We start from the raw sequence: 23,006 nt of genomic DNA, 5'->3' as shown, positions 1-23,006 counted from the left end.
TAAGTACATCTACCCTCTTGCTCCTATGCAGGAGGGTATGCTTTATCATGCCTTGACGGATGAATTGGATACGTACATCAAGTTATCTTGTTTCCAGGTTGAAGGGCAAATAGATTTGGAAATGTTAGATAGGGCTTTTAACATTGTTACCGAACGACATGATATTTTAAGGACGGTATTTGATTATTCATCATTTCAGCAAAATATGCAGGTGGTTTATAGAAAGCGAAGAGTAGCAGTTGAGTACATCGACATCACGGATCAAGGTGATGATCGTGAAGCGTATTTAGATCAATTAATCAGCCAATATCGATCGAGACGATTTGATTTAAGCAAGGATATGTTGCTGCGCATTGTCCTCGTTCGGATGAATGAGAATACCTACAGCTTGATCTTTCATCTTCATCATATTCTTATGGATGGTTGGTGCAATAGCTTAATTCTCATTGAATTATTTAAGATTTATAACGAATTAAAACATGGCATTACAGCGAGTTTGAACGAAGTCATTCCTTATTTTACTTATATAGACTGGTTAAAAAACAAAGATTTAGATGAAGCAAAAGCGTACTGGAAAGGTTATTTAAGTGAATGTAAAGAAGTCACAAAAATTCCTTTTGAAAAAGAAAATAAAACAAATGAAGTCATCAATAAAGAGATGGTGTTGGTTTTAGATGAGGAAAAAACGTTAGGTTTAGCCCGCATCGCGCAGGAAAGCAAAGTTACAGTAAATACTGTGATCCAAAGCATCTGGGCGATTCTTCTTAGTAAATACAATAATACGGATGACATTGTTTATGGATATGTTGTATCAGGAAGAAATGCTGAAATCGAAGGTGTGGAAATAATTCCGGGACTGTTTATTAACACGATCCCACTACGCGTGAAATTTACAGAGATATCGTTGTATCCAGACTTGATGAAGCACATAAGCAGCATCACGCTGCAAAACAATAAACATGACTATGTAAGCCTGACGGATATCCAAAATTTGAGTGAGCTTAAAAATGATTTGATCAGCAGTCTCCTTGTCTTTGAGAATTATCCTATCGATGAGAGAAGATTAAATGAAGAAATTTTTAAAAAACAACGATTTGAAAATACTCAATTCCGTGTTTGTGGTACCGCATCAGCTTATTGAAGGAACGAACTATAACTTAACGCTAATTGTCAATCACGATGATAAAATATCGATCAATTTTACATATAATGAAAATGCTTATTCTGAAGAGGGTATTTCAAAAATCGTAGGTGTGTTTGATGCTATTGTTGATCAAATTATAGAAAATAGACATATAAGCATTCAGGATATAGAAATACTCGATGCTGAAGACAAACATCAAATTCTCTCTGAGTTCAATCGTACGCATAGCAATTATCCTAAGGATAAAACCATCGTACAGCTGTTTGAGCAGCAAGTTGAGCAATTCCCCCATCATACAGCATTAATCTATCAGGATGAGCAAGTAACTTACCAAGAGCTCAACGAGAGAGCCAATCATCTAGCCCATCATTTAAGACAAAAGGGCGTAGGGAAAGAGGTGTTAGTAGGTATTATAGGAGAACGTTCCGTGGAGATGGTTATTGGAACTTTGGGAATCCTGAAGGCTGGCGGGGCCTATTTGCCCATTGATCCGACTTATCCGGCAGAACGAATGAAGAGCTTGCTTGTGGATTCCAATACGGGAGTGCTACTTGCCCAATCAACTTATTCGGAGGCGTTACGACATATTATCGATAGCCATATAGAAATAGTGCTTATGGATCAAGTCTCTAAGGAACTGTCATCATATAGCTCTGACAACCCGCTGTGGATCAACAGCTCTTCTGATTTGGCATATGTCATGTACACATCTGGCTCTACGGGAAAACCAAAGGGCGTTATGGTTGAACATAAAAGTGTTGTGCGGCTTGTGAAAAACACCAATTACGTGGAGTTCTCGGAAGGTGATCGGATTTTACAGACAGGAGCCATGGTGTTTGACGCATCCACATTCGAGCTTTGGGGAGCCTTACTAAACGGAATTGGATTGGTTTTGGTTGAGGAGCATACCCTCTTGCACGCGGAAAAGCTAGGAGAAGCGATTAGACAAAACCAGATTACAACGATGTGGCTGACGGCTCCTTTATTTAACCAACTGGTTCAACAGAATGTCATGATATTCGCAGGGCTGAAGACCTTAATTGTAGGCGGAGATGCGTTATCCTGCGAGCACATTAATCAAGTAACAAGGGCGCATCAGTCGCTTAAGTTGGTTAATGGGTATGGTCCAACAGAGAATACAACTTTCTCAACCTTTTATGTCATTGAGGAAGAGTTCAACAGTCCTATACCGATTGGGAAAGCGATTAGCAATTCAAGCGTATACATCGTCGACCGTCACAACCATCTGCAGCCTATTGGAGTGGCCGGTGAACTATGCGTTGCTGGAGAAGGACTGGCTCGCGGTTACTTGAACAATGCGGAATTAACGGCAGCGAAGTTTGTGCCGAACCCGTTTGAAGCGGGTGCAAGAATGTATAAGACAGGAGACCTAGCTCGCTGGTTGCCTGATGGGAATATCGAATATTTGGGTCGCATCGATGAACAGGTCAAAATTCGCGGCTACCGCATTGAGCCAAGTGAAATCGCCCAGCAATTAATGCTTCACGAGCAAATCCAAGATGCAATCGTAGTGGCCCGAACAGGAGAGGATGGACAAGCGTATTTGTGCGCGTATGTCGTCAGCGATGTGGATCTGTCCGTATTAACGTTGCGGGATCATGTCTCTGCATCTCTGCCGAGCTACATGATCCCGTCGTACTTCGTACAGATGGATCGGTTGCCGCTAACCCCTAACGGCAAGGTAGACCGCAAGGTGTTGCCGGAACCGGATGGTGAGGTACATACTGGAGTAGAATTTGTGGCACCTCGAAATGAGATGGAGAAATCAATTGCCCAAGTCTGGGAAAAGGTACTTGGCGTAAAGAATGTTGGAATCCATGATGAGTTTTTTACCTTAGGCGGAGATTCGATAAAAGCCATTCAAGCTATCGCCCAGATGGGCAAAAAAGGGTACACGTTTGAGATTAAGGATTTGATGAATAACCCCAGAATTAAAGACTTGGTCGTTCATAGCAAGCATACGAAAAGAGCGATAGATCAGCGTGAAGTAACAGGTGAAATCGAGCTGACGCCCATTCAAAAATGGTTTTTAGAGCAAGAAGACTTGATGAAGGATCATTTTAATCAGGAACTTATGTTGTTTAGTAAACATGGCTTTAGAGAAGACAGGATTGAGCGAGCTTTTGATCGAATTGTACAGCATCATGATGTTTTAAGAGCAATAGTTGTTGACCACAAGTTAATAAATCGTGAAGTAAGCAATAAGTTATATGACTTTCGTATTTTTGACCTTCGGGGAGAAAATATACAGAATGATTATATAACTGGCTTATGCACTCAACTCCAAGCAAGTATGAAATTATCGAAAGGCCCGCTAGTAAAATTAGGGTTGTTTAAAACAGACAAAGGCGACTATTTACTTGTATCCATCCATCATATGGTTGTTGATGCTGTGTCATGGAAAATTATTATGGAGGACTTCGACACACTCTATCATGGACAAGAACTGAATTTGCCTTTAAAAACGACGTCCTTCCAAGAGTGGGCATTCAAGCAAAAACAATATGCTAGCGGATCTACAGTGAGAGATGAACGTAAATACTGGGATAGTCTTGACCAATGGGAAATTAAAAAGCTTACCACGGAGTATGAACCTCAAAGTATACAAGGCGCCGAGATCATCAATAAAACAATCGTATTAGATAAGTCGTATACTGAGAACTTATTAACCAAAGTAAATAAAGCGTACTCAACGGAAATCAATGATATCCTTCTGTCGGCTTTGGCCCTTACGTTAGCTAACTTTAACCAAACCGAACGAATACTAATTAATTTGGAATCGTACGGAAGAGAACAAATCGTAAACGATGTTGATATCACAAGGACAGTTGGATGGTTCACTAGCCAGTATCCTGTAGTTCTGCACACCAAAGATTGTGTATCGGACTTAATAATAAGTACAAAGGATACACTACGACGAATCCCCCGTAAGGGAATAGGCTATGGAATCCTTAAATATTTATCACCTTTTGAATTGAAGGCTATTCGTAAACCAGATATAAGTTTTAATTATTCTGGAGAGTTCGATGAGATTGTTTCAGGTAAAAACTTCACCTTATCTGATATTTCACCAGGTGATTCGGTGAGTAGAGATAGCAGCAGATTGTATCCTCTGAATATTTCGGCAATGGTACTCCATAAACAGTTCAATCTTACTTTGAGCTACATTAGGGAAGAATTTAATGATGGTACCATTGAAGGATTGTTACAGCGTTACATCGAGAGTCTTAAACTGATCATTGATCATTGCATATCCCAGGAAAATGTAGAAATAACCGCTTCGGATCTTACAGATGAGGACATCTCATGGGAAGAGCTCGCACCATATTACACGCAAATCAATACTATAAAACGAATATACCCGCTTACTCCGATGCAGGAAGGGCTGCTTTTCCATTCGATGGCGGATCACGGTGAATACTACCATTTAAATTTGGAACTTAGGATGACTGGAGCACTGAACGAGGAGTTATTTAGGAAAAGCTTTATGGAGCTCGTAGCCCGCCACGACGTCTTCCGAACCAATTTTGACAGCAATAGTTTTACAGAAAACATGCAGATCGTTTATAAATCTAGAGATGCTGAGTTCACGTATTTCGATATTAGAGACTTACAGGTCGATAAGGAAGCGTATATCGAACAGCTGATCATAGCAGATAGGAAAAGAGGGTTTGATTTATCTAAGGATAACCTAATCAGACTTTTTGTAGTGAGGATGAACGAACAGGAATATAGTTTGATTTTAAGCAATCACCATATTATTTTGGACGGATGGTCTTTTGGAATCATTAGTAGTGAGCTATTCGATATCTATAGCCGTCTCTTGCAAAATTCTATTGTAGAGGCAAAGAATATAAGGCCTTATGAAGAGTACATCAAGTGGATAGGTTCGCAGGATAATACGGCTGCTCTAAATTATTGGTCGGCGTACTTGAAGGGCTATAATACTACAATCGAAATTCCGTTTAAAAGGGCTTTAACGACTCAAGGAAAACCACAAGAGGTCATTTTAAGCCTGGATAAAGGTATTATCAAGCAAATAGAGGTTATGGCAAAAAATAACAACGTTACAATCAATACGATCCTCCAAAGTGTATGGGCGATCCAGCTTCAAAGATACAATAATGTGAATGATGTCGTATTCGGATTTATTGTATCGGGTAGAACCACCGAAATATATGGAATTGATGAAATGGTAGGCTTGTTTATCAATGCCATTCCATTGCGAGTGAATACAACTCATGAAAGAAAATATAACGAAGTGCTACGGAAAATAAAATCGGATTTTAATGATAGCGAGCCCTACCAATATTGCTCGATAGCTGAAATACAAAAGCTAACTGAGGTTGGTAATAGCCTCATAAATGGATTGATGGTCTTTGAAAATTATCCGATTGACAAAGATATGATTAACCAAGATAAACAGGATCAGGTAAATTTGCAGATTCGTTCTGCTCGGAGTTTTGGGGAGACGAACTACAACTTTAATATCAAAGTATTTCCGGGAGAAGAGTTTGTTGTAAAATTTGACTACAATGATGGGATATATGGTGAAGAGGAAGTAAATAAAATTAAAAACCACTTCTTCAATATCTTAAACCAGGTTCTTACCAATCCGAATATACAGATCGATGACATAGAAATTGTGGGAACTGATGAGAAGAGCGAAGTATTGGATCACTTTAATGACACCTACATGGACTATCAAACAGAGGATACGATTCAAGGTCTCTTTGAATATCAAGTCACGAAAAACCCAGAAAAAACAGCGGTTGTATTTGGCGAGGATACAATAAGCTACAGTGAATTAAATAAGAGAGCAAATACATTGGCCAAACTTCTCAGGGATAAGGGAATAGGTGTAGAATCCATCGTACCCATTATGATCGATCGCTCCATTAACATGATTGTAAGCGTACTTGCTATTTTAAAGGCGGGCGCTGCCTATCTGCCAATTGATTCGAACTATCCTGAAGACCGAATCAATTATATACTACAAGACAGTAAAGCTGAAATTCTGCTTTCTACTCATACCCTTACGCAAGTGCGAACTCTTCACATCAAAGAGGTTATTGATTTAGAAAATGAGGGGCTGAACGAACTCTCTGTTGGACTAATCGATAATATCAACCGTTCCAATGATTTAGCCTATGTGATCTATACCTCGGGTACGACCGGGAAACCTAAAGGAGTTATGGTAGAGCATAAAGGTGTTATTAACTTGAAGCATTGGTTTGAGCGTGATTTTGGAATAGGTAACGATGAACATATCCTGCAATTCGCAAGCATGGCGTTTGATGCGTTCTCATGGGAACTGTTTATGGCGTTATTGCTTGGCAATACACTCTATATACCTGATAAAGATGTACTGCTCAATACGGATTTATTAAACGAATATATAAGAACTCACAGAATCACAACCGTAACTCTACCTCCATTTGTAGCGGCTAATTTAGAGCTAGATAACGGATTGAAGCGGGTAATTACGGCAGGAAGCGAACTAAAATACGAACAAATCTCTCATCTGCTTGGAAGAGTAGAAGTTTTCAACGCATATGGCCCGACGGAAGATACCGTATGTACGACAACTTGCAGGCTATCTCAGGATCACAAAGTGAAAATGTCGATTGGAGCCCCCATTAGAAATCATCGGATATTGATACTGGATGCCCATAATAAACTGGTTCCAACGGGTGTAACCGGTGAACTGTGCATCGCAGGTATAGGGTTAGCAAGGGGATACTTGAATAACGAACAATTAACGAAAGAAAAATTCATTAATAATCCTTATCAGCCAGAAGAAATCCTTTATAAAACAGGAGATATGGCTAGATGGTTGTCCGATGGAAATATCGAATATGTAGGAAGAATTGACCATCAGGTTAAAATAAGAGGATATCGAATCGAAATAGGCGAAATTGAACAAAACCTGTTAGAATTCCCAGAAGTGACTCAGGTTGCAATTATCGATAAGGACGTGGATGGAGCGAAGTATCTCTGTGCCTATTATGTGGCCGAGAAGGAAATAGCCATCCATACATTACGAGAAACTTTAGGCATGAAATTACCTGCCTATATGATCCCAGCGTATTTTATTAGAATGGATTCCTTACCATTTAATTTCAACGGTAAAGTTGATCGAAAGCGATTACCTGAAATAGAAGGTGTAATAAAGACTGGCACTCATTATGAGGAAGCCGAAAATGAAGTGGAAATTTTAATTGTAGATATTTGTAAGAGTGTATTAGGGCTGCAGAAACTAGGCGTAAGGGACAACTTATTTGAAGTTGGCGGGGATTCAATACGGATTGCAAAAATATACAAAGAGTTAAAGAAGGTAAATATCCACATTTCAATTAAAGATATTTTCTATTATGAAAATATACGTGATATTTATAAACACTGGGTAAATAGAGAAACGCAATTCAATGAAGTTAGGCATGAGGACACGGAGTGTATTTCAACGAGCCTAACGAAATGGAATCAGGCGCTAACCGACAAGCTTAATGAGTTTAGTAATAAGATTGTAAGTCCGAACAAAATAGTGCAGGTTTATCCACTATCAGCGATGCAGGAAATTCTACTAGATACAAACAAAACATATAGTGGGGCAATATTGGATTTTAACCATAAGGTCAATGTGCAGCTGCTGAAAAAAAGCATAAAATGTGTCATTAACGAACAAGGTTTATTAAGGAGCGTTCTAATAAATTCAGTTCATCAAACCATGATCCAAGAATATGACGTGGTAACGGATATTGATATACCTTATCTGGACTTGGAGCATGCGAGTGAAGAGCAAAAAGAAAGCATTCAGTCCTACATTCATGAACTTTATGGAGAACATGTAGAGGGTACAGACGTTTTTAACAAATTATTGTATAAAGTGATAATGATCAAATTCGCTGAAAATGACTATAAGGTATATATGCCCTTTAATCACCTCATTTTTGATGCGATGAGCTTCGAAATCATCGAAGCTAGTATTCGGCAAGCATATTCAAATAATGGTGAATTGAAAGGGCCTAATATATTGCAATATGAGCATTATGTTAAAGAGCAGCTGAAGGGCCCTCAAGGAGTAACGGAAAAGGAACTTATCGAGAAGTTTAATCTAAATGATTTTCACGATAGTTTTAGTCAATATTACAAAAAATATAAGAAAGCATCATTAATAAATACAACCATTTCCATTCCGATGACAGAAGATATTCGTAAATCCGTTGAAGAAATGCCATGGGATATATCCTTAAAAGTATTTTTGAAAGTTTTAGAGCTTAATTTTGAGCTTGATAAGATACCGTTTGCGATCCTTCATACGGGAAGAAAATATCAAACAAACAATTATTATCATACAGTTGGGGCATTTATTGATATTCTTCCTCTTTGCTTAGCTCGTGATCAACATCTAGCTATGGAAGAAATAAATGAATATACTCGTTTTGCATCTGAGAAAAACATAAATTTTGCAGCCTTGCTTTCTCACGAGGAACCGAAGAGCAAATATAAGAAGGTGAGGCGTGCATTTAAAGATACGTATAGCTCAGAAACGATAAATATTCCGATTTTTAACTATCTAGGTCTGTATGATTCACAAGCAGAGATGAAGGACGAGCTTAGTGCAATTAAGGATATGTTCCGTAGTAAGACTAACAAATTGTCGACAGAGATCGCTATCGCAGTCCTAGAGAATAAACTCATGATTAACTTATTTTGTGAGGAGCACCAAATACCAAAGATTACAAATGAGATCCATAACTTCATGAATAACGTAAATGAATTGCTCCTTATCTAAAATAGATTCTGAATTAAGAATCGAGATCGTAAAAGAAGCGTTGGAGCGGGAGTGTAAAGATAAGATTTGTGCATTTGTTTGATATCTAACAAGCACAAATCTTATCTACATTCAACTGCTGAAGTGGGTTACGGCCGATTATTCAGAATTGGTTAACAAATAATATAAATGAAAAGGTAAGGCATAGAGAGTTAAGGCATAGTATTGAGAATTATTTCACATATTTGTAGTTGAAGAATGTTATTATGCTAGAAATAAACGCCAAGCCAGTTAAGCAGCCATGTGTAAATTGAGTGTTTATTGAAATATTCGTTGTATGAATTCAATTGATGTATATAAGCAGATATTTTATAACGCGAAGATAACTAACGGCAAATGCTAATGCTTAGCAATGAAACAATTAAAAACAATTCTGTAAGCAGTGAAGATTAAACAAAGTAAAACAGAGTTAAAATGAACAATTAATATGAATAATGTACTCAATAATAACCAATACATGATATGGTGAAATTAAGGAGATCAAGCAGCTGATTGAGGCCAATTTGAGAGACTCCTTTTCAATCTATAGTACTGTTTCACAAAACCCGTATTTTGTACATATGTCTATAAGTTTATTCAAACCCTTGTCTTGCCTATCTTTATATAAGATGTTACAACATTTAATCTGATTTCATGCAGTTGGATAACAAGAACTTAGAGACCTTTCTTTCTCTAATGTTGATGCTAACTAAATATTAAGACTCCAAATATAATAGTCAGCACCACAATAGCTGTCAATGAGGATACTTTCGCAAAGCGAATTGCCGAATTAGATATTTCAGGTTCTTCTTTATACATCCATCGTTTCCCCCATAATAAACTATCCTCAGGACAAAAATAAGTCCATATTAATACTCCATACATAGGAATCATAAAAACAAAAAACACAAAAATTCCAGCTATCATCTTTTCCACTACATCACGCTCCCTCTACCATACCCCAATAATGGATTGGACAATTCTTATGGCCTCCAATAAGTAGGATTTCGTCTTATTTAAGTATACCATATATTGGAACCATTCTGTCCTTTAGCTTAATAGGGATCCCGCTCCATTGATGATTATGATTGTTTAAAAACATGGTTTCTGCTTTCACCTAGCTGGATCTTCTCTAAGGGCGTTCTATAACCGCGACCCCGAAGCGGATCTTTATTCTTCTCATGGACGAGCTGCTCAATCGTGTGAATCACCCACGACATTCGCTGGTACGCGAAGTTTTCTACAATGTAAGGTTGATAATGCTTAACCTCAAAAAATATGGTTCCACCAATATTTGCTCTATAAATTGGGTTTTGCCTTTTAGATGGGTTGTTCTTGTTCCATATTTCTAGATACAAAAATTTATTGATGTCGTATAAAGATTTTTTCCCTTCTCGGATAGTATATGTGTTGGTTAAAGCCTCGCACAAAAAAACTGGTAAACAAACTGATGGGTTTATCCGGATGTCCGTAAGAGTATTGAATTGCATTGCTCGAAGCTATAACAGCATATCCTCTCCCGGCAAATTCATCTGCTGTTTCATTGATATTAAAGACAGCGGTATTATCGATCATAAAATTCCCCGCCATACAAGCAGTCTAAAAATAGAATTTTATTCTTCGCTGAAATTGCATCTAAACGATGGGTAAAGGCGGTTTAGGAAAGACAACAGTTGTTGCTTCTCTGGCAATAGGTTTAGCAAGCCGTGGGATCGGTTCATCTCACGACAACAGACCCAGAAGCTCACCTCTCGCTCGTGGAGATGATATAGAGGAGAAATATCCCCTCCTTCAGGTCAGTCGAATTGATCCCAAATTAGAGACTACTCGTTACTCCAGTGAAATCATTGGTATGAATGCAGACCATCTGGATCAGGATGGTCTGGAACTATTAAAAGAAGACCTTGCCTCCCCTTGTACAGAAGAGATCATGGTCTTCCGTGCATTTGCACGCATCGTAGAGGAAGCCGATCGTCATCGACTACAAGCACCCGAATTTCTGACATATTGCTCTCCCGCTTCTTTAATCCTAAATTCAAATGTTAACTATTTTATGATCTTTCAAAAAAATCAATTTCCAGTTAGGGATAGATAGTCTAGGCCTTTGCCGAAGCTGTATTGCTTACCTACTGGCTGCTCCAGAATTTGATTTGTCTCACGTTATGGGGTCAGCCCCCTTAATGGATAAAAAAAGTGTGAGCATTCCGGAGGCTAATTATGGTTTCTAAATTCTAATATCTCATCAACAGCTCGTACATACCCACCTGATTCACGGAAGGATTGTTGCATGTTTACAGCGGCTGTCTTGTAAGATGCGTGGCTAAACACATGGTCTGCGGCTTCTCGGATTTGCTGTGCAGTCAAGCCATCCATACGTAATGTAACACCCGCTCCAACTTTGGAGATTCGCTCGGCAATGACTGGCTGATCCGCGCTTTGCGGGATAACAATGAGCGGAACTCCGTAATAGAGACCTTCATGAGCACTATTCATGCCACCATGTGTAATAAATAATTTCGTGTGTGGCAATAGATCGGTTTGTGGCACAACGTTTTTTACAATGAAGTTCTCAGGGATCTCACCTAAATTAGAAATTTGGACTTTATCGCCGATCGACATGACAATCGTATGCTCCGTGTCTCCCAAAGCTTCCATACAGAGCTTATAGAAATCAATCGCTTGGTTAAAGACGGTACCGAGTGAAATGTAAATGAGGCTTCTCCCTTCGATTTCTGTAAGGTCGAAGTCCGTTTGGCTGACCTGTGAAGAGATGGATGGCCCAACAAATTGAAAGGAATGATCAAATGTTTCTCCTTCAGGTTGGAACTCCCTTGTTGTATACACAATGGTAAGTGGTGCTGGGTTACAAAATACCTCATAAGGAGAATGAATCTCCACTTGATAGGTTTCCTTCACCTTGTCCGTCAGGCTTACAAATGTATCATGGATAGGCTTCGCGATCTCTGCAGGTACACTTGCATGGAACTGTTCCATCATGCTATCGAAGGTTGCCTCTGATTGCACAAAAGACGTACAGGAATTGATTGCAGGAAGTTTCAATATGTGAGCCAGTATTCGTCCACAACCGAACATAGAATCATGAATAATGTAATCGAATTGCTCTCCCTTGATCTGTTCAAGTACGCTTGGTATGACGACATCTGCCGTAAGCAGCAAGCCGTTGATACGTTCAAGCACATAATTTCGTCCACCTGAAATAAAGGCTTTGATGAATTTCTGATCATCAAATGTTCGTACGATAGCGCCTGTCTTCTCCAATCGCTCCCGGAATGCTTCAATGCAGAAGTATACGACCTCTTCTCCCCGTGAGATAAGTTCCTGTACGACTCCAATCGTGGGATTGATATGTCCCACTGATCCCCCATTTATAAATAAAACACGTGCCATTATCATCACTCCTAGATAATACGATTCGCTTACATTGTTCACAAGGATTTCCAAGCCCTCGCTTGACTCGTACTTGAAATTGTATTCGGGATCAAGTTTATCATAGTATACAAATAGTACAAAGAATTTTTGTATAACCCCCGTAAATTTTCTCACTGCTGATGTAATTAGTGCAAATCCTATCATAAATGAGGATAAACAAAAACATGCTAGAGCAAAAAAACATCTCCCCAAATGAATGGGGAGATGTTCATGTTTTGATATTAATTAGTGAGTAATGGATGATTTCGGATATAACGTTGTTCCCCAAATCGAAACATTAATATCGCTAGCTAACGGAACGTTATATTCATCAACAACTGTTCTCCACCATTCCCAAGCAAGACCTGTGCATTCTCTTGCAAAAATTCTTATGTTCTTGGCATTAGGCGGAAGTGGGATTTCTGTTGAGAAATGAGCAGTTCTATCGCGCCAATTTCCATCCCAACTTTTACGAGTCAAGATTTCTTGTCCATTTGCATCATATGAAAACTCGTCCCAATATACTTCAAACTGAGCTACATATGCACCACTATGATCAAGCTTAATTTTACCCTTCGTATATTCCGTCGTTTTCGTCTCGATATACTCGGTATTGTTGTGAACGGCAGCTATGGAATTGTCTTTCAAGAAGACACTTGTATATGAAATCGGGTAAGCTGGATTCTTGCTGCTGAATTCTGCATTGTCCTTGATTACGCTTTGGATAACATTGAAGTCTTTCGTAACAACTTGGTTATGTGTTTGCGCGTCGCCACCTAGTACAACGGCAGTAAACGAACTGTTTTCATAAATATCTTTGTACTGACCGCTAGCTTGAATGCTAGGATTATTGAGCAACAATTTAAATGCCGTTTGTACATCATTGCTCTTGGAGGTCGTCTCCAATTTCACATAAATGGTTCTGCCATATGCAACGTTCGATACCATCAGCGGCGGAGTCTCACTGCTAACCCCTTTACGGACTAACTCAGCAAACGACACACTATCATCAAACAAGTCCGATGGATTGTTGGGCAGTCCTGCACTTACGGTATAAAAGATTTGCTTATAAGCTGCAACCATCACTTTTTTCTCGCCGTTTGCGACCGCGTTAAAGTCGATTCCAAGCGTACCGTTAAGCACTTTAGCGTTCACATTCAGTGCACTGGAAATTTGATTTTGGCTGTAAACCATGGATTCAGCATACTGTAATCTAGCTGGCAGTGTATGCGTGCTGGAGTACTTCTCGCCCCATGTCGATACGAGCTGATCAATGGCACTAGATACGCTGCCGTAATTTGGATTTTGAACGGAAATTGTGTTCTCGTTCTTCAACCCAGGCAGATCAATGCTAATATCCATTGGCTTTCTCGCAGCCATAACCAGACTAGGCTGATTATCCGCAAAATCCTTATTTGCAAGCTGTATTGCGCCTGGATAAGTGCGATTCGTGATTGAATCAATGATTGAAATATCTACGGGTGACGTTGTAAGTGATTTTTTGTCCCGTTCAACCACGATGAATTTACCATTGGACTGAATGCCTTCTTTGGGAACAAAACTACTGATTTGATCCCCTTGTACAGCCAAAACCTCATTGCGATTATAGTTCAGGCCTGCGATTCCAAGATCAATATCATTGGATTCGTTGGGTGCCGCGGAGGAAATACTCGCAAAAGTGAACACTTGCAAACTAACTAACAGACTTACGAGTACTTTCCTTCCTTTCACATAGTTTGATTTTTTCTTCATACAATTACCCCTCTTTATGTAAAATTGTAGTACTAATGTACTACATTAATTTTTTTATCGGTAATTTGGTATGAAATTTTTATATTTTTATTAAGAAATAATACGAAACTTCATAACTTTTATGACAGGAATAAAATATTTTTAAGTATAATTCGATTATTTAGAATAATATATTCAAAATTATAGGATTTTACTTGTTGATTCTAGTATTGTATATGATACACTAAAATACCATGAAAACCCTTTTTTTGAAAGAGTAAAAAAGGGTAACATAAAACACTCCCCTAAGCATCACATTAGGAGAGTGTCGATGAACCTGTTACATAAAAAGGGCAGCTTTGCTGATTGGTTAAGAGCAGGAAGGGAACAATAGTACATAACGTCAATTAAGATTAGCCAATCAATTCCACGCATGAGAATGCGCCTTATTTCCAACCATAATTATGCGGCAACTCTAAATGGTATATGAGCAAATTGATTTCGCATATGGAGGTGTAGAACTTGAACTGTAATGTTGGAAAAACGGAACAAGCGATTCGAATTTCGGTTGGAGCTGCAATCATCTTTACGGGACTTTATTACAGAAAATGGTGGGGATTAATTGGATTGGTTCCTATCATTACAGGCACAACCCGCTATTGTCCGGCGAATGCAGTTCTTGGCATACAAAATTGTAAAAAAGTGAAATAATGCTTCCCTTCGCTTTACTATTTACCGTAATCCAATGATGATTGGTTGAAGTCTCCAATAAAGAGTCTAAAACCTTAATAGGTTTTGGACTCCGCTTCATCCAAATTCTTCAGCCATCCGTTGACCGCCAGTTCTTTTTCGTCATAATCCCGGTTGATTCGGCGGATTGGCCTTGATATAGGAGATAAATGCCCGCGATGCATAAGAAAGATATTTATCCCGAGGATAAATGAGAGCCAACTCCCAAGCAATTTCCGGTTGGGAGACGGTGACGGCATGAATGGCAAGATGGTGCAATCGGTTCGCCATCGATCGGGGAATCAGTGATATTCCTAGTTGCGAAGCTACCATCTCGCAGCAGAAATCCCATAGCGAGGTCAAATGAGCCACCTTGGGTTCGAACCCAGCCTGCAAGCATGCTTGCTCAACTACATCATGAAGGGCAAATTCCTTGGTGAACAGAATGAAGGGCTCATTCTGCAATTCGGTCAAGCTGACGGATTTCCTTCCAGCCAGCCAGTGATGATTGCTCACGATGACAACCAGTTCTTCCGTTAACAAGGAAACCGTTCGATACAACTGCGTGTTCACCGGCAGCACCGTGACCCCAAAATCGATATTTCCTTGATCCATCTGCATCTTTACTTGTTTTGCGCTGTATTCTACCATTTGAATCTCAATCTTGGGATAGCTCTTTTTAAATCCGGCAATGATCTTTGGGAAAAGCAATGCGCTGATTGTAGGCATGATCCCCATTGTTACTTTTCCTTTTTGCACGTGAACCAGTTCATTTACGGAAGAAGATAAATCCTCTAGCATCTGCAAAATCTTCAAAGCTTTCTCGTTAACCAGCCTTCCTGTATCGGTAAGTACAACTTCCCTGTCGGAACGGTCAAGCAACATAACGCCCAACTCATCCTCGAGACTTTTGATCATCTTGCTGATGGATGGCTGAGAAACATACAACACCTGCGAGGCTTTTGTAAAATTTTTATGCTTGGCTACTTCTGCAAAATAATGAAGCTGTTTAATATCCATCTGATCCGGATCTTCCTCCTTCCCTTACAGGCAAAGTGGTATCCAAACCATTCATCCCTTGGCTCAAGATCATGATATGCCTGACACGTCAAAAACAGCACCTCGCGCCGCTAAACGCTTAGTGCCGTTTCGGAAATGCCGATGGATTAAACCGGATATACCGGGTGCTTGCGCTCTGAGAAGACGACAGCTTTTGATGAATAGGCCGCAAAACGGTTCACTAACTCGGTACGCAGTGAATTGGCGGGAATAATTCCGTCAATAATCATTTCGGAGGCTAGCCGGTAAATATCAATGTCCTGCTTATATTCTTCACGCTTTTGTTCGATAAAGGCAGCCCGCTCGCTTTCAGGCAATTGAGTAATTTTATTGGCATAGACCGCATTGATTGCAGCCTCTGGCCCCATCACCGCGATTTGAGCTGTAGGCAGTGCGAGACAACAATCCGGTTCAAATGCAGGACCAGCCATCGCATAAAGACCCGCTCCGTACGCTTTGCGAACGATTACTGAAATTTTAGGCACGGTCGCTTCGGACATCGCTGAAATCATTTTCGCCCCGTGGCGGATAATTCCTGCCCGCTCCACCTTCGTGCCGATCATAAAACCGGGGACGTCGGCAAGGAATAGAAGCGGGATATGAAAAGCGTCGCAAAGGGTAATAAATCTGGCTGCCTTATCCGCTGAATCGAGGAACAGCACGCCACCCTTTACCCGTGGCTGATTGGCAATGATCCCGACCGGTTTTCCGTTCATTCGGGCCAGTCCTGTAATAAGCTCACCGGCAAACAGCTTCTTCATCTCAAAAAATGATCCTTCGTCGATAATACGATCAATCAAGTCATACATATTGAACGGGGCATTCTGATTGGTCGGGATGAGCTCTTCCAATGATTTCTCAAAGGATGGCGGTGCCACTGGTTTCGCAACCGGCGGTTGTTCAGAAAAATGGGAGGGAAAGTATGAGAGATATTGCCGCGCCATCAAAATGGCTTCCTCTTCATTCTTCGCCAGCACATCCCCGCATCCTGAAATCGAGCAGTGCATGTGCGCGCCACCCATCTCTTCTAGCGTAACCTTTTCTCCGATCACCATCTCCGCCATCCGCGGGGAACCAAGATACATGGATGCATTTCCATCTACCATAATCACGATATCGCAAAATGCTGGAATGTAGGCTCCGCCCGCAGCTGAAGGGCCGAACAGCAGGCAGATTTGGGGGATTTTGCCCGACAACTTGACCTGATTGTAAAAAATACGGCCAGCCCCGCGTCTGCCAGGAAACATCTCGACCTGATCTGTAATGCGGGCACCTGCTGAATCTACGAGGTAAATCAACGGCACTCTCATTTTCTCAGCCGTCTCTTGGATGCGAATGATCTTCTCTACCGTACGCGATCCCCACGATCCGGCTTTTACAGTAGAATCATTGGCCATTACGCATATGATTCTTCCGTTCACTTTTCCAATCGCCGTAACGACGCCATCCGCTGGAAGATCTTCTGCGGCGCAGTTGGCGAACAACGCATCCTCCAGTTCGAAACCCGGATCAAACAATAGCTTTAACCGGTCACGCACAAATCGCTTCCCTTTATCCGCATTCTTTTGATGATATGACGGACCCCCTCCTTCGAGGATTCGTGACACACGTTCCTGCAGCTCCTCCGGATTGAACTCGATGGACATCCCCTATTCCTCCTTATCTGCGATATGCTTGTTACTCGCCCTTAAATATGGGAGGACGTTTATCCTTGAACGCCTGCAGTCCTTCCAAGCGATCCTTTGTCGGAATTGTGGCTTCATACGCATGCTGCTCAATCGCAAGTCCAGTGTTCAGCTCCACTTCCCATCCCTTATCGATGGCGAATTTGGCCTGAGTCACAGCGATAGGAGCATTTCGAACAATACGGCCTGCTATTTCCAAAGCCTTATCGAGCAGGAATTCAGGTGGTGCTACAGCCTCTACCAGCCCGATGTTCCTTGCTTCTGCGGCGTCGATTTTCCTAGCCGTGAAAATGAGCTCCTTCGCCTGCCCCTTACCGATCAGTCTCGGCAGCCGCTGCGTTCCTCCTGCGCCGGGAATAATCCCAAGTGAAGTCTCCGCAAGGGCGAATGCGGCTGTTGCGGAAGCAATCCGAATGTCGCAGGCCAAGGCCAATTCCATTCCCCCGCCAATAGCGGATCCGTTCACGGCGGCAATGACCGGCTGGGGCAAGGCTTCTACATCATTGATGGTCTCGCGAATGAAAGATACCGTTCTACGCACTTGGCTCATGTCCATCCCAGCGCGTTCTTTTAAGTCAGCACCTGCGCAAAATGCTTTCTTTCCGGCGCCTGTGATGATGATACAGCGAACAGCCCGATCCAATTTACATGCATCTGCCGCATCACGCAATTGTTCGAGCATCTTAATTGATAACGCATTGGCAGCTTCCGGCCGGTTCAACGTGATGAGCACAATTCCATTTCCGATATTGGAGACCAGTACAGCTTTTTCCATGATCACCCCTCCTTCCTTGTACCGAATCATGCACCTGCATCATGTACCTGCTCATCCGTTCGAGATATTGACCTGAAGATTCCGGCTCGGCAAGGTTCTTCCGATCTTCTCCTGAATATAACGCGCCGCGGAGAGAAGCTTTTCCTGATTTATCCCCGTCTGAATTCCCATTGAATCCAGCATGAACAACAAGTCCTCCGAAGCGACATTGCCGGAGGCTCCAGGTGCATACGGGCATCCGCCCAACCCTCCGACAGAGGCATCGAATGTTGTGATCCCCATGTTCATGGACGCTAGAATATTAGCCAGCGCCGTTCCACGCGTATCGTGGAAATGCAGAGCCAATTTCTCGGCATCAAAACGCTTGAGCAGCATTTCCAATACATCTTCTACCTGCTTCGGATTTGCAATGCCAATCGTATCCCCTAGAGATAATTCGCCAATCCCCATTTCGAACAACGTTTCCGATACACGGATGACCTCGTCGATAGAGATAGGCCCTTCATAGGGGCAGCCAAAAACCGTTGACACGTAACCGCGGACTGGCTTCCCAGCGGAATGAGCTGCTTGCACGACTTCATACAGAATGGGAAACGTAGCGTTTATTGACTTGTTGATATTTCTTTGATTGTGGGTCCCACTGGCAGACATAAAGACGGCCACTTCATCTACATCGGTCTCAAGTGCTCGCTCTAGGCCCTGCCGATTCGGAACGAGTGCCGAATACGTAATGCCAGGCATCCGCTCAATCCCTTTGGCAACTTCAGCGGCATCTGCCAGTGCTGGAATCCACTTCGGATTCACAAATGAAGTGATTTCTAAGGATGTAATTCCGGTACGGGACAATTGGTTGATCCAAGCGATTTTATCTTCTGTTGCAACGAAAACCTTCTCATTTTGCAGTCCGTCCCTTGGACCAACCTCTTTGATCGTCACTCTCGCCGGCCAGTTCATCTCCCCCAACCCCCAGCATCTGTTTAATCAAGCTCGATCAACAAATCTCCTTCATCAACAAAGTCGCCTTCGCTCACATTGACCTTGTTTACCGTTCCTCCGGTGCCAGACGTAATCGAGATCTCCATTTTCATCGATTCCAACACGACTACATTTTGTCCTGCCTCGACTTGATCCCCAGGCTTGACAAGAATCTTGTATACATTCCCCGCCATAACCGCCACGATTTTGCTCATCTGAATAACCTCCTTTTTACGAATAGCCTTACGGTAACTCAGCGAGGACTTACCTTATCCGATACAGTTATGTCTGCTCCAGTACATATTTCGCAACAAAGCCTGTTGTTGTATCGCCTGAACGGAATGCTGGATGCGCGATGACTTCTTGCAGCATTGGAATGTTGGTCTTGATGCCCTCAACCTGATAATCGGCCATCGCCTGTTGAAGCCGCTCAATCGCTTCATTGCGATCCTTCCCTGCGACGATGAGCTTTGCAATCATCGGATCATAGAAGGGCGTGACAACAGAACCATCATGTACAGCCAGCTCATGACGAATTCCGTCTCCTTCAGGGATAGCGAACTTCGTAATGATTCCAGGGGATGGGAAGAACGTCTTCGGATCTTCTGCATAAATCCGTACTTCTATCGCATGGCCTTCGCGTTTCACATCAGATTGACCGAAGTTCAAGGAATGTCCTGCCGCAATTCGCAGCTGCTCCGCAACCAGGTCCAAGCCGGTAATCTCTTCTGTGATCGTATGCTCCACCTGCAGACGAGTATTCATTTCAAGAAAGTAGAAATTTTTATGCTCGTCGACTAAAAATTCGATCGTTCCGGCATTCCGGTATCCGATCGATTTAGCCGCCCTAACCGCCGCTTCTCCCATTTTTTCTCGTGTGAGTTCATCTAAAAAGGTTGAAGGAGCTTCTTCCACGACTTTTTGATGACGCCGTTGTATCGAACATTCCCGCTCCCATAAGTAGACGGTATTTCCCTGGGCGTCCGCTAAAATCTGAATTTCGATATGCCGAGGATTTTCTACAACCTTCTCTAGATACATGGCCCCATCTCCGAAGAAATTAGAGGCACGCTTCTGGTTCCCTTCAAATGCTTGCTTCATCTCCGCTTCGTTATTCACGATTTGCATGCCGATGCCGCCACCACCGGCAGAAGCCTTCAGCATAACCGGATAGCCGATTCGGCCGGCTGCCTGTGCTGCTTCTTCCGCATCCGCTAATGCATAGGAAATGCCGGGAACAACAGGCACACCTGCCTGTTCCATGCTGTTTCGGGCTTCAATTTTACTGCCCATGCGGGCGATGACATCTGATGATGGGCCGATGAATACAATACCCGCTTCCTCGCAACGGCGTGCAAATTCCGCATTTTCCGAAAGTAACCCGTATCCGGGGTGAATCGCATCCGCTTTAGCAAGATGGGCGATTTCTAAAATCTTTTCGATTTTTAAATAGCTATCTGTAACTTTTGGATTTCCTACCTCGTAGGCCTCATCTGCCATTTTGACATGCGGAGCTTCCTTATCCACTTTCGAGTAGATGCTGACGGTGGCAATGCCCAGCGCTTTGCAAGTGCGGATCACTCGAGCCGCAATTTCGCCTCGGTTGGCGATTAGAATCTTTTTGAACATAGAACCAATCCCCTTTAACAACCGATCTGGCGTGCAATGACCATTCGTTGCACTTCCGAAGTTCCTTCCCCGATCTCAAGCAGCTTGGCATCCCGAAAGAATCGCTCGACCTGGTATTCCTTCATATATCCATAACCGCCATGGATTTGTACGGCTTGATCGCATGCTTTCATGCATATTTCCGAGGCAAATAATTTGGCCATCGCCGCCTCCTTCTTGAACTTCCTGCCTTTATCTTTAAGCCATGCCGCTTTATACACCATCGTGCGTGCGAGTTCAATATGCATGGCCATGTCGGCCAGCTTGAATTGGATCGCTTGAAAGGAGGATAAGCTTTGGCCGAATTGTTTTCTTTCTTTGGCATATTGCAGCGATTTTTCGTAAGCCCCTTGGGCAATTCCGACCGCCATCGCACCAATACCGATTCGGCCTCCGTCAAGCGTAGCTAAGAATTGCTTATATCCATGGCCCTCTTTCCCGAGAAGATTTTCCTTGGGAACGGTTACATTTTCGATCACTAACTCCGTAGTATTCGAAGCGTGTAGCCCAAGCTTTTCATAATTGTCAATAACCGTAAAGCCTGGCGCATCTGTAGGCACGATAAACGCACTGATTCCATTCGTCCCTTGGGTGCGATCCGTAACGGCTGTAAGGGACAAGTTTTTGGCATAGCTTGCATTGGTAATAAAGCATTTGGAGCCGGAAATGATCCACTCATCTCCATGCAGATTCGCTTTTGTCTGGGTTCCGCCTGCATCCGATCCTGCATTTGGTTCCGTCAGGCCGAATGCGCCCATGTATTCTCCTGTACAGAGAGGTGATAAGTATTTTTCCTTCTGCTCATGTGTTCCGAATAAATGGATGGGTGCCCCACCTAAAGAAATATGGGCGGAATAGGTAATGCCCGTGGAAGCACAGACCCTGCTTAATTCTTCTACAGTGATTGCGAAGCTAATGGTATCCGCTCCGCCGCCGCCATATTGTTCGGGAAAAGGCAGGCCCATGACGCCCAGCTTCGTTAATTTATCGAAAACATCCGCCGGAAATTGCTTCGTACGATCCCGTTCATCCGCGCCCGGGGCAACCTCGCCCTCCGAAAAATCGCGCATCATTTTTTTGATCAACGCTTGTTCCTCGGTTAAATCAAAATGCATGAATTCATCGCTCCCTTTTAATATAGTCCGATGTCCGTGCCGTAGCTTTCAATCTTTTGCTTGACTCTCTTCAAGAAGCGGCCGCACACAAGACCGTCCAAAACCCGGTGATCCAAGGAAAGACAAATGTTCATCATATTGCGAACGGCAATCATGTTATTAATGACGATCGGGCGTTTGACGATGGCTTCCATACTTAGAATGGCTACCTGCGGTGGATTGATGATCGGGGCTGAAAGTACGGAGCCGAAGGAGCCTGTGTTATTCACGGTAAACGTTCCGCCAGTTAGATCCGCCTGCGTTAATTTGCCTTCTCTCGTTTTCGTGACCATTTCGTCTATCGCTTTGGCAAGACCGAAAATGCTTTTTTGGTCGGCGTCCTTAATGACAGGAACGAATAAGGCATTCTCGGTAGCAACGGCAATCGAGATATGAGTCGATTTTTTGGCGATGATGTGATTGTCTGTCCACTGCGAATTTAAAATAGGGAATTCCTTTAAAGTCTCCGCTACCGACTTTATAAAGAATGGCAAATAAGTGAGCTGGAGTCCTTCTTTTTTCTTAAATTCCTCTTTAATCTGGCTGCGATAACTAACCAAATTCGTGACATCACATTCCACCATAAGCCATGCGTGCGGGATTTCCTGCTTGCTTTGTACCATTCGCTTGGCTATGGTTTTGCGGATGCCGGTAACTGGGATCTTCTCGTCGGCTTGATGAATGGTAGAATGTTCAGCAGATAAGGCATCAAATGTTTCGGACGGTAACGCAATATCGGAAACTGATGCTGCCGCTTGTGATAATGACTGAGATGGAGATTCGATTTGCTGAGCTGGGGAGTCTTCAGACTGTTTCTTACCTT

At 42.3% G+C, this 23,006-nt stretch carries 15 protein-coding genes; 4 read left to right on the top strand and 11 right to left on the bottom strand.

Translation table 11 applies throughout. The annotated features are described in order from the left end of the window. Positions 1 to 1,141, top strand: a 1,141-nt coding sequence (locus tag AZ66_RS29825) for a condensation domain-containing protein (RefSeq protein ID WP_231586863.1), incomplete at its 5' end; no start/stop codon positions are given. Next, complete coding sequence (locus AZ66_RS13570) at positions 1,068 to 8,960, top strand: non-ribosomal peptide synthetase (protein WP_052648508.1); 7,893 nt, start codon at positions 1,068 to 1,070, stop codon at positions 8,958 to 8,960. The genes AZ66_RS29825 and AZ66_RS13570, both read left to right, overlap by 74 nt. A 723-nt stretch (positions 8,961 to 9,683) precedes the next feature. Here the strand turns inward: AZ66_RS13570 and AZ66_RS13565 are convergent. Further along, complete coding sequence (locus tag AZ66_RS13565) at positions 9,684 to 9,905, bottom strand: hypothetical protein (protein WP_044355340.1); 222 nt, start codon at positions 9,903 to 9,905, stop codon at positions 9,684 to 9,686. A 715-nt stretch (positions 9,906 to 10,620) separates the two neighbouring features. Here AZ66_RS13565 and AZ66_RS13555 point away from each other — a divergent pair. After that, on the top strand, positions 10,621 to 11,073 hold the full coding sequence (locus AZ66_RS13555; protein ID WP_044355338.1) for a hypothetical protein: 453 nt from the start codon (positions 10,621 to 10,623) through the stop codon (positions 11,071 to 11,073). A 116-nt stretch (positions 11,074 to 11,189) separates the two neighbouring features. On the opposite strand, the gene AZ66_RS13550 is transcribed toward AZ66_RS13555, so the two are convergent. Together AZ66_RS13550 and alv are read right to left on the bottom strand one after the other, a co-directional pair. Continuing rightward, positions 11,190 to 12,386, bottom strand: coding sequence for a macrolide family glycosyltransferase (locus AZ66_RS13550; RefSeq protein ID WP_044355337.1), 1,197 nt, complete (start codon positions 12,384 to 12,386; stop codon positions 11,190 to 11,192). Between the two features lie 267 nt (positions 12,387 to 12,653). Further along, positions 12,654 to 14,159: a cholesterol-dependent cytolysin alveolysin gene (gene alv / locus AZ66_RS13545; RefSeq protein WP_044355336.1), complete on the bottom strand. Its 1,506-nt coding sequence runs from the start codon at positions 14,157 to 14,159 to the stop codon at positions 12,654 to 12,656. Positions 14,160 to 14,660: 501 nt separating this feature from the next. Here alv and AZ66_RS13540 point away from each other — a divergent pair. Then, entirely contained in the window at positions 14,661 to 14,849 is a 189-nt protein-coding gene (locus tag AZ66_RS13540) for a YgaP family membrane protein (protein ID WP_021262917.1), read from the top strand. 141 nt (positions 14,850 to 14,990) lie between these two features. On the opposite strand, the gene AZ66_RS13535 is transcribed toward AZ66_RS13540, so the two are convergent. The 8 genes from AZ66_RS13535 to AZ66_RS13500 all read right to left on the bottom strand — a co-directional run. Continuing rightward, complete coding sequence (locus tag AZ66_RS13535; protein WP_021262916.1) at positions 14,991 to 15,887, bottom strand: LysR family transcriptional regulator; 897 nt, start codon at positions 15,885 to 15,887, stop codon at positions 14,991 to 14,993. Between the two features lie 146 nt (positions 15,888 to 16,033). Continuing rightward, positions 16,034 to 17,572 carry an acyl-CoA carboxylase subunit beta gene (locus tag AZ66_RS13530; RefSeq protein ID WP_044355335.1) on the bottom strand — a complete coding sequence of 513 codons (1,539 nt, stop codon included), beginning with the start codon at positions 17,570 to 17,572 and terminating at the stop codon, positions 16,034 to 16,036. A 31-nt stretch (positions 17,573 to 17,603) separates the two neighbouring features. Continuing rightward, complete coding sequence (locus AZ66_RS13525) at positions 17,604 to 18,386, bottom strand: enoyl-CoA hydratase (RefSeq protein WP_044355334.1); 783 nt, start codon at positions 18,384 to 18,386, stop codon at positions 17,604 to 17,606. A gap of 51 nt (positions 18,387 to 18,437) precedes the next feature. Beyond that, positions 18,438 to 19,340: a hydroxymethylglutaryl-CoA lyase gene (locus AZ66_RS13520; RefSeq protein ID WP_044355333.1), complete on the bottom strand. Its 903-nt coding sequence runs from the start codon at positions 19,338 to 19,340 to the stop codon at positions 18,438 to 18,440. A 23-nt stretch (positions 19,341 to 19,363) separates the two neighbouring features. Continuing rightward, the gene (locus AZ66_RS13515; protein WP_021262912.1) at positions 19,364 to 19,576 is read right to left on the bottom strand and encodes an acetyl-CoA carboxylase biotin carboxyl carrier protein subunit; all 213 of its coding nucleotides are present in this window, start codon (positions 19,574 to 19,576) and stop codon (positions 19,364 to 19,366) included. Positions 19,577 to 19,643: 67 nt separating this feature from the next. Next, positions 19,644 to 20,990: an acetyl-CoA carboxylase biotin carboxylase subunit gene (locus AZ66_RS13510; RefSeq protein ID WP_044355332.1), complete on the bottom strand. Its 1,347-nt coding sequence runs from the start codon at positions 20,988 to 20,990 to the stop codon at positions 19,644 to 19,646. Between the two features lie 14 nt (positions 20,991 to 21,004). Then, positions 21,005 to 22,144, bottom strand: a complete 1,140-nt coding sequence (locus AZ66_RS13505) for an acyl-CoA dehydrogenase family protein (protein WP_044355331.1) — start codon at positions 22,142 to 22,144, stop codon at positions 21,005 to 21,007. Between the two features lie 17 nt (positions 22,145 to 22,161). Continuing rightward, a partial coding sequence (locus AZ66_RS13500) for a dihydrolipoamide acetyltransferase family protein (RefSeq protein WP_044355330.1) occupies positions 22,162 to 23,006 on the bottom strand: 845 nt, incomplete at its 5' end.

The sequence above is a fragment of the Paenibacillus sp. E194 genome, assembly GCF_000935845.1.
GTDB lineage: Bacteria > Bacillota > Bacilli > Paenibacillales > Paenibacillaceae > Paenibacillus_B > Paenibacillus_B alvei_B.
Note: the sequence above shows the minus strand (reverse complement) of the source record. Positions and strands in the feature narration are given on the sequence as shown.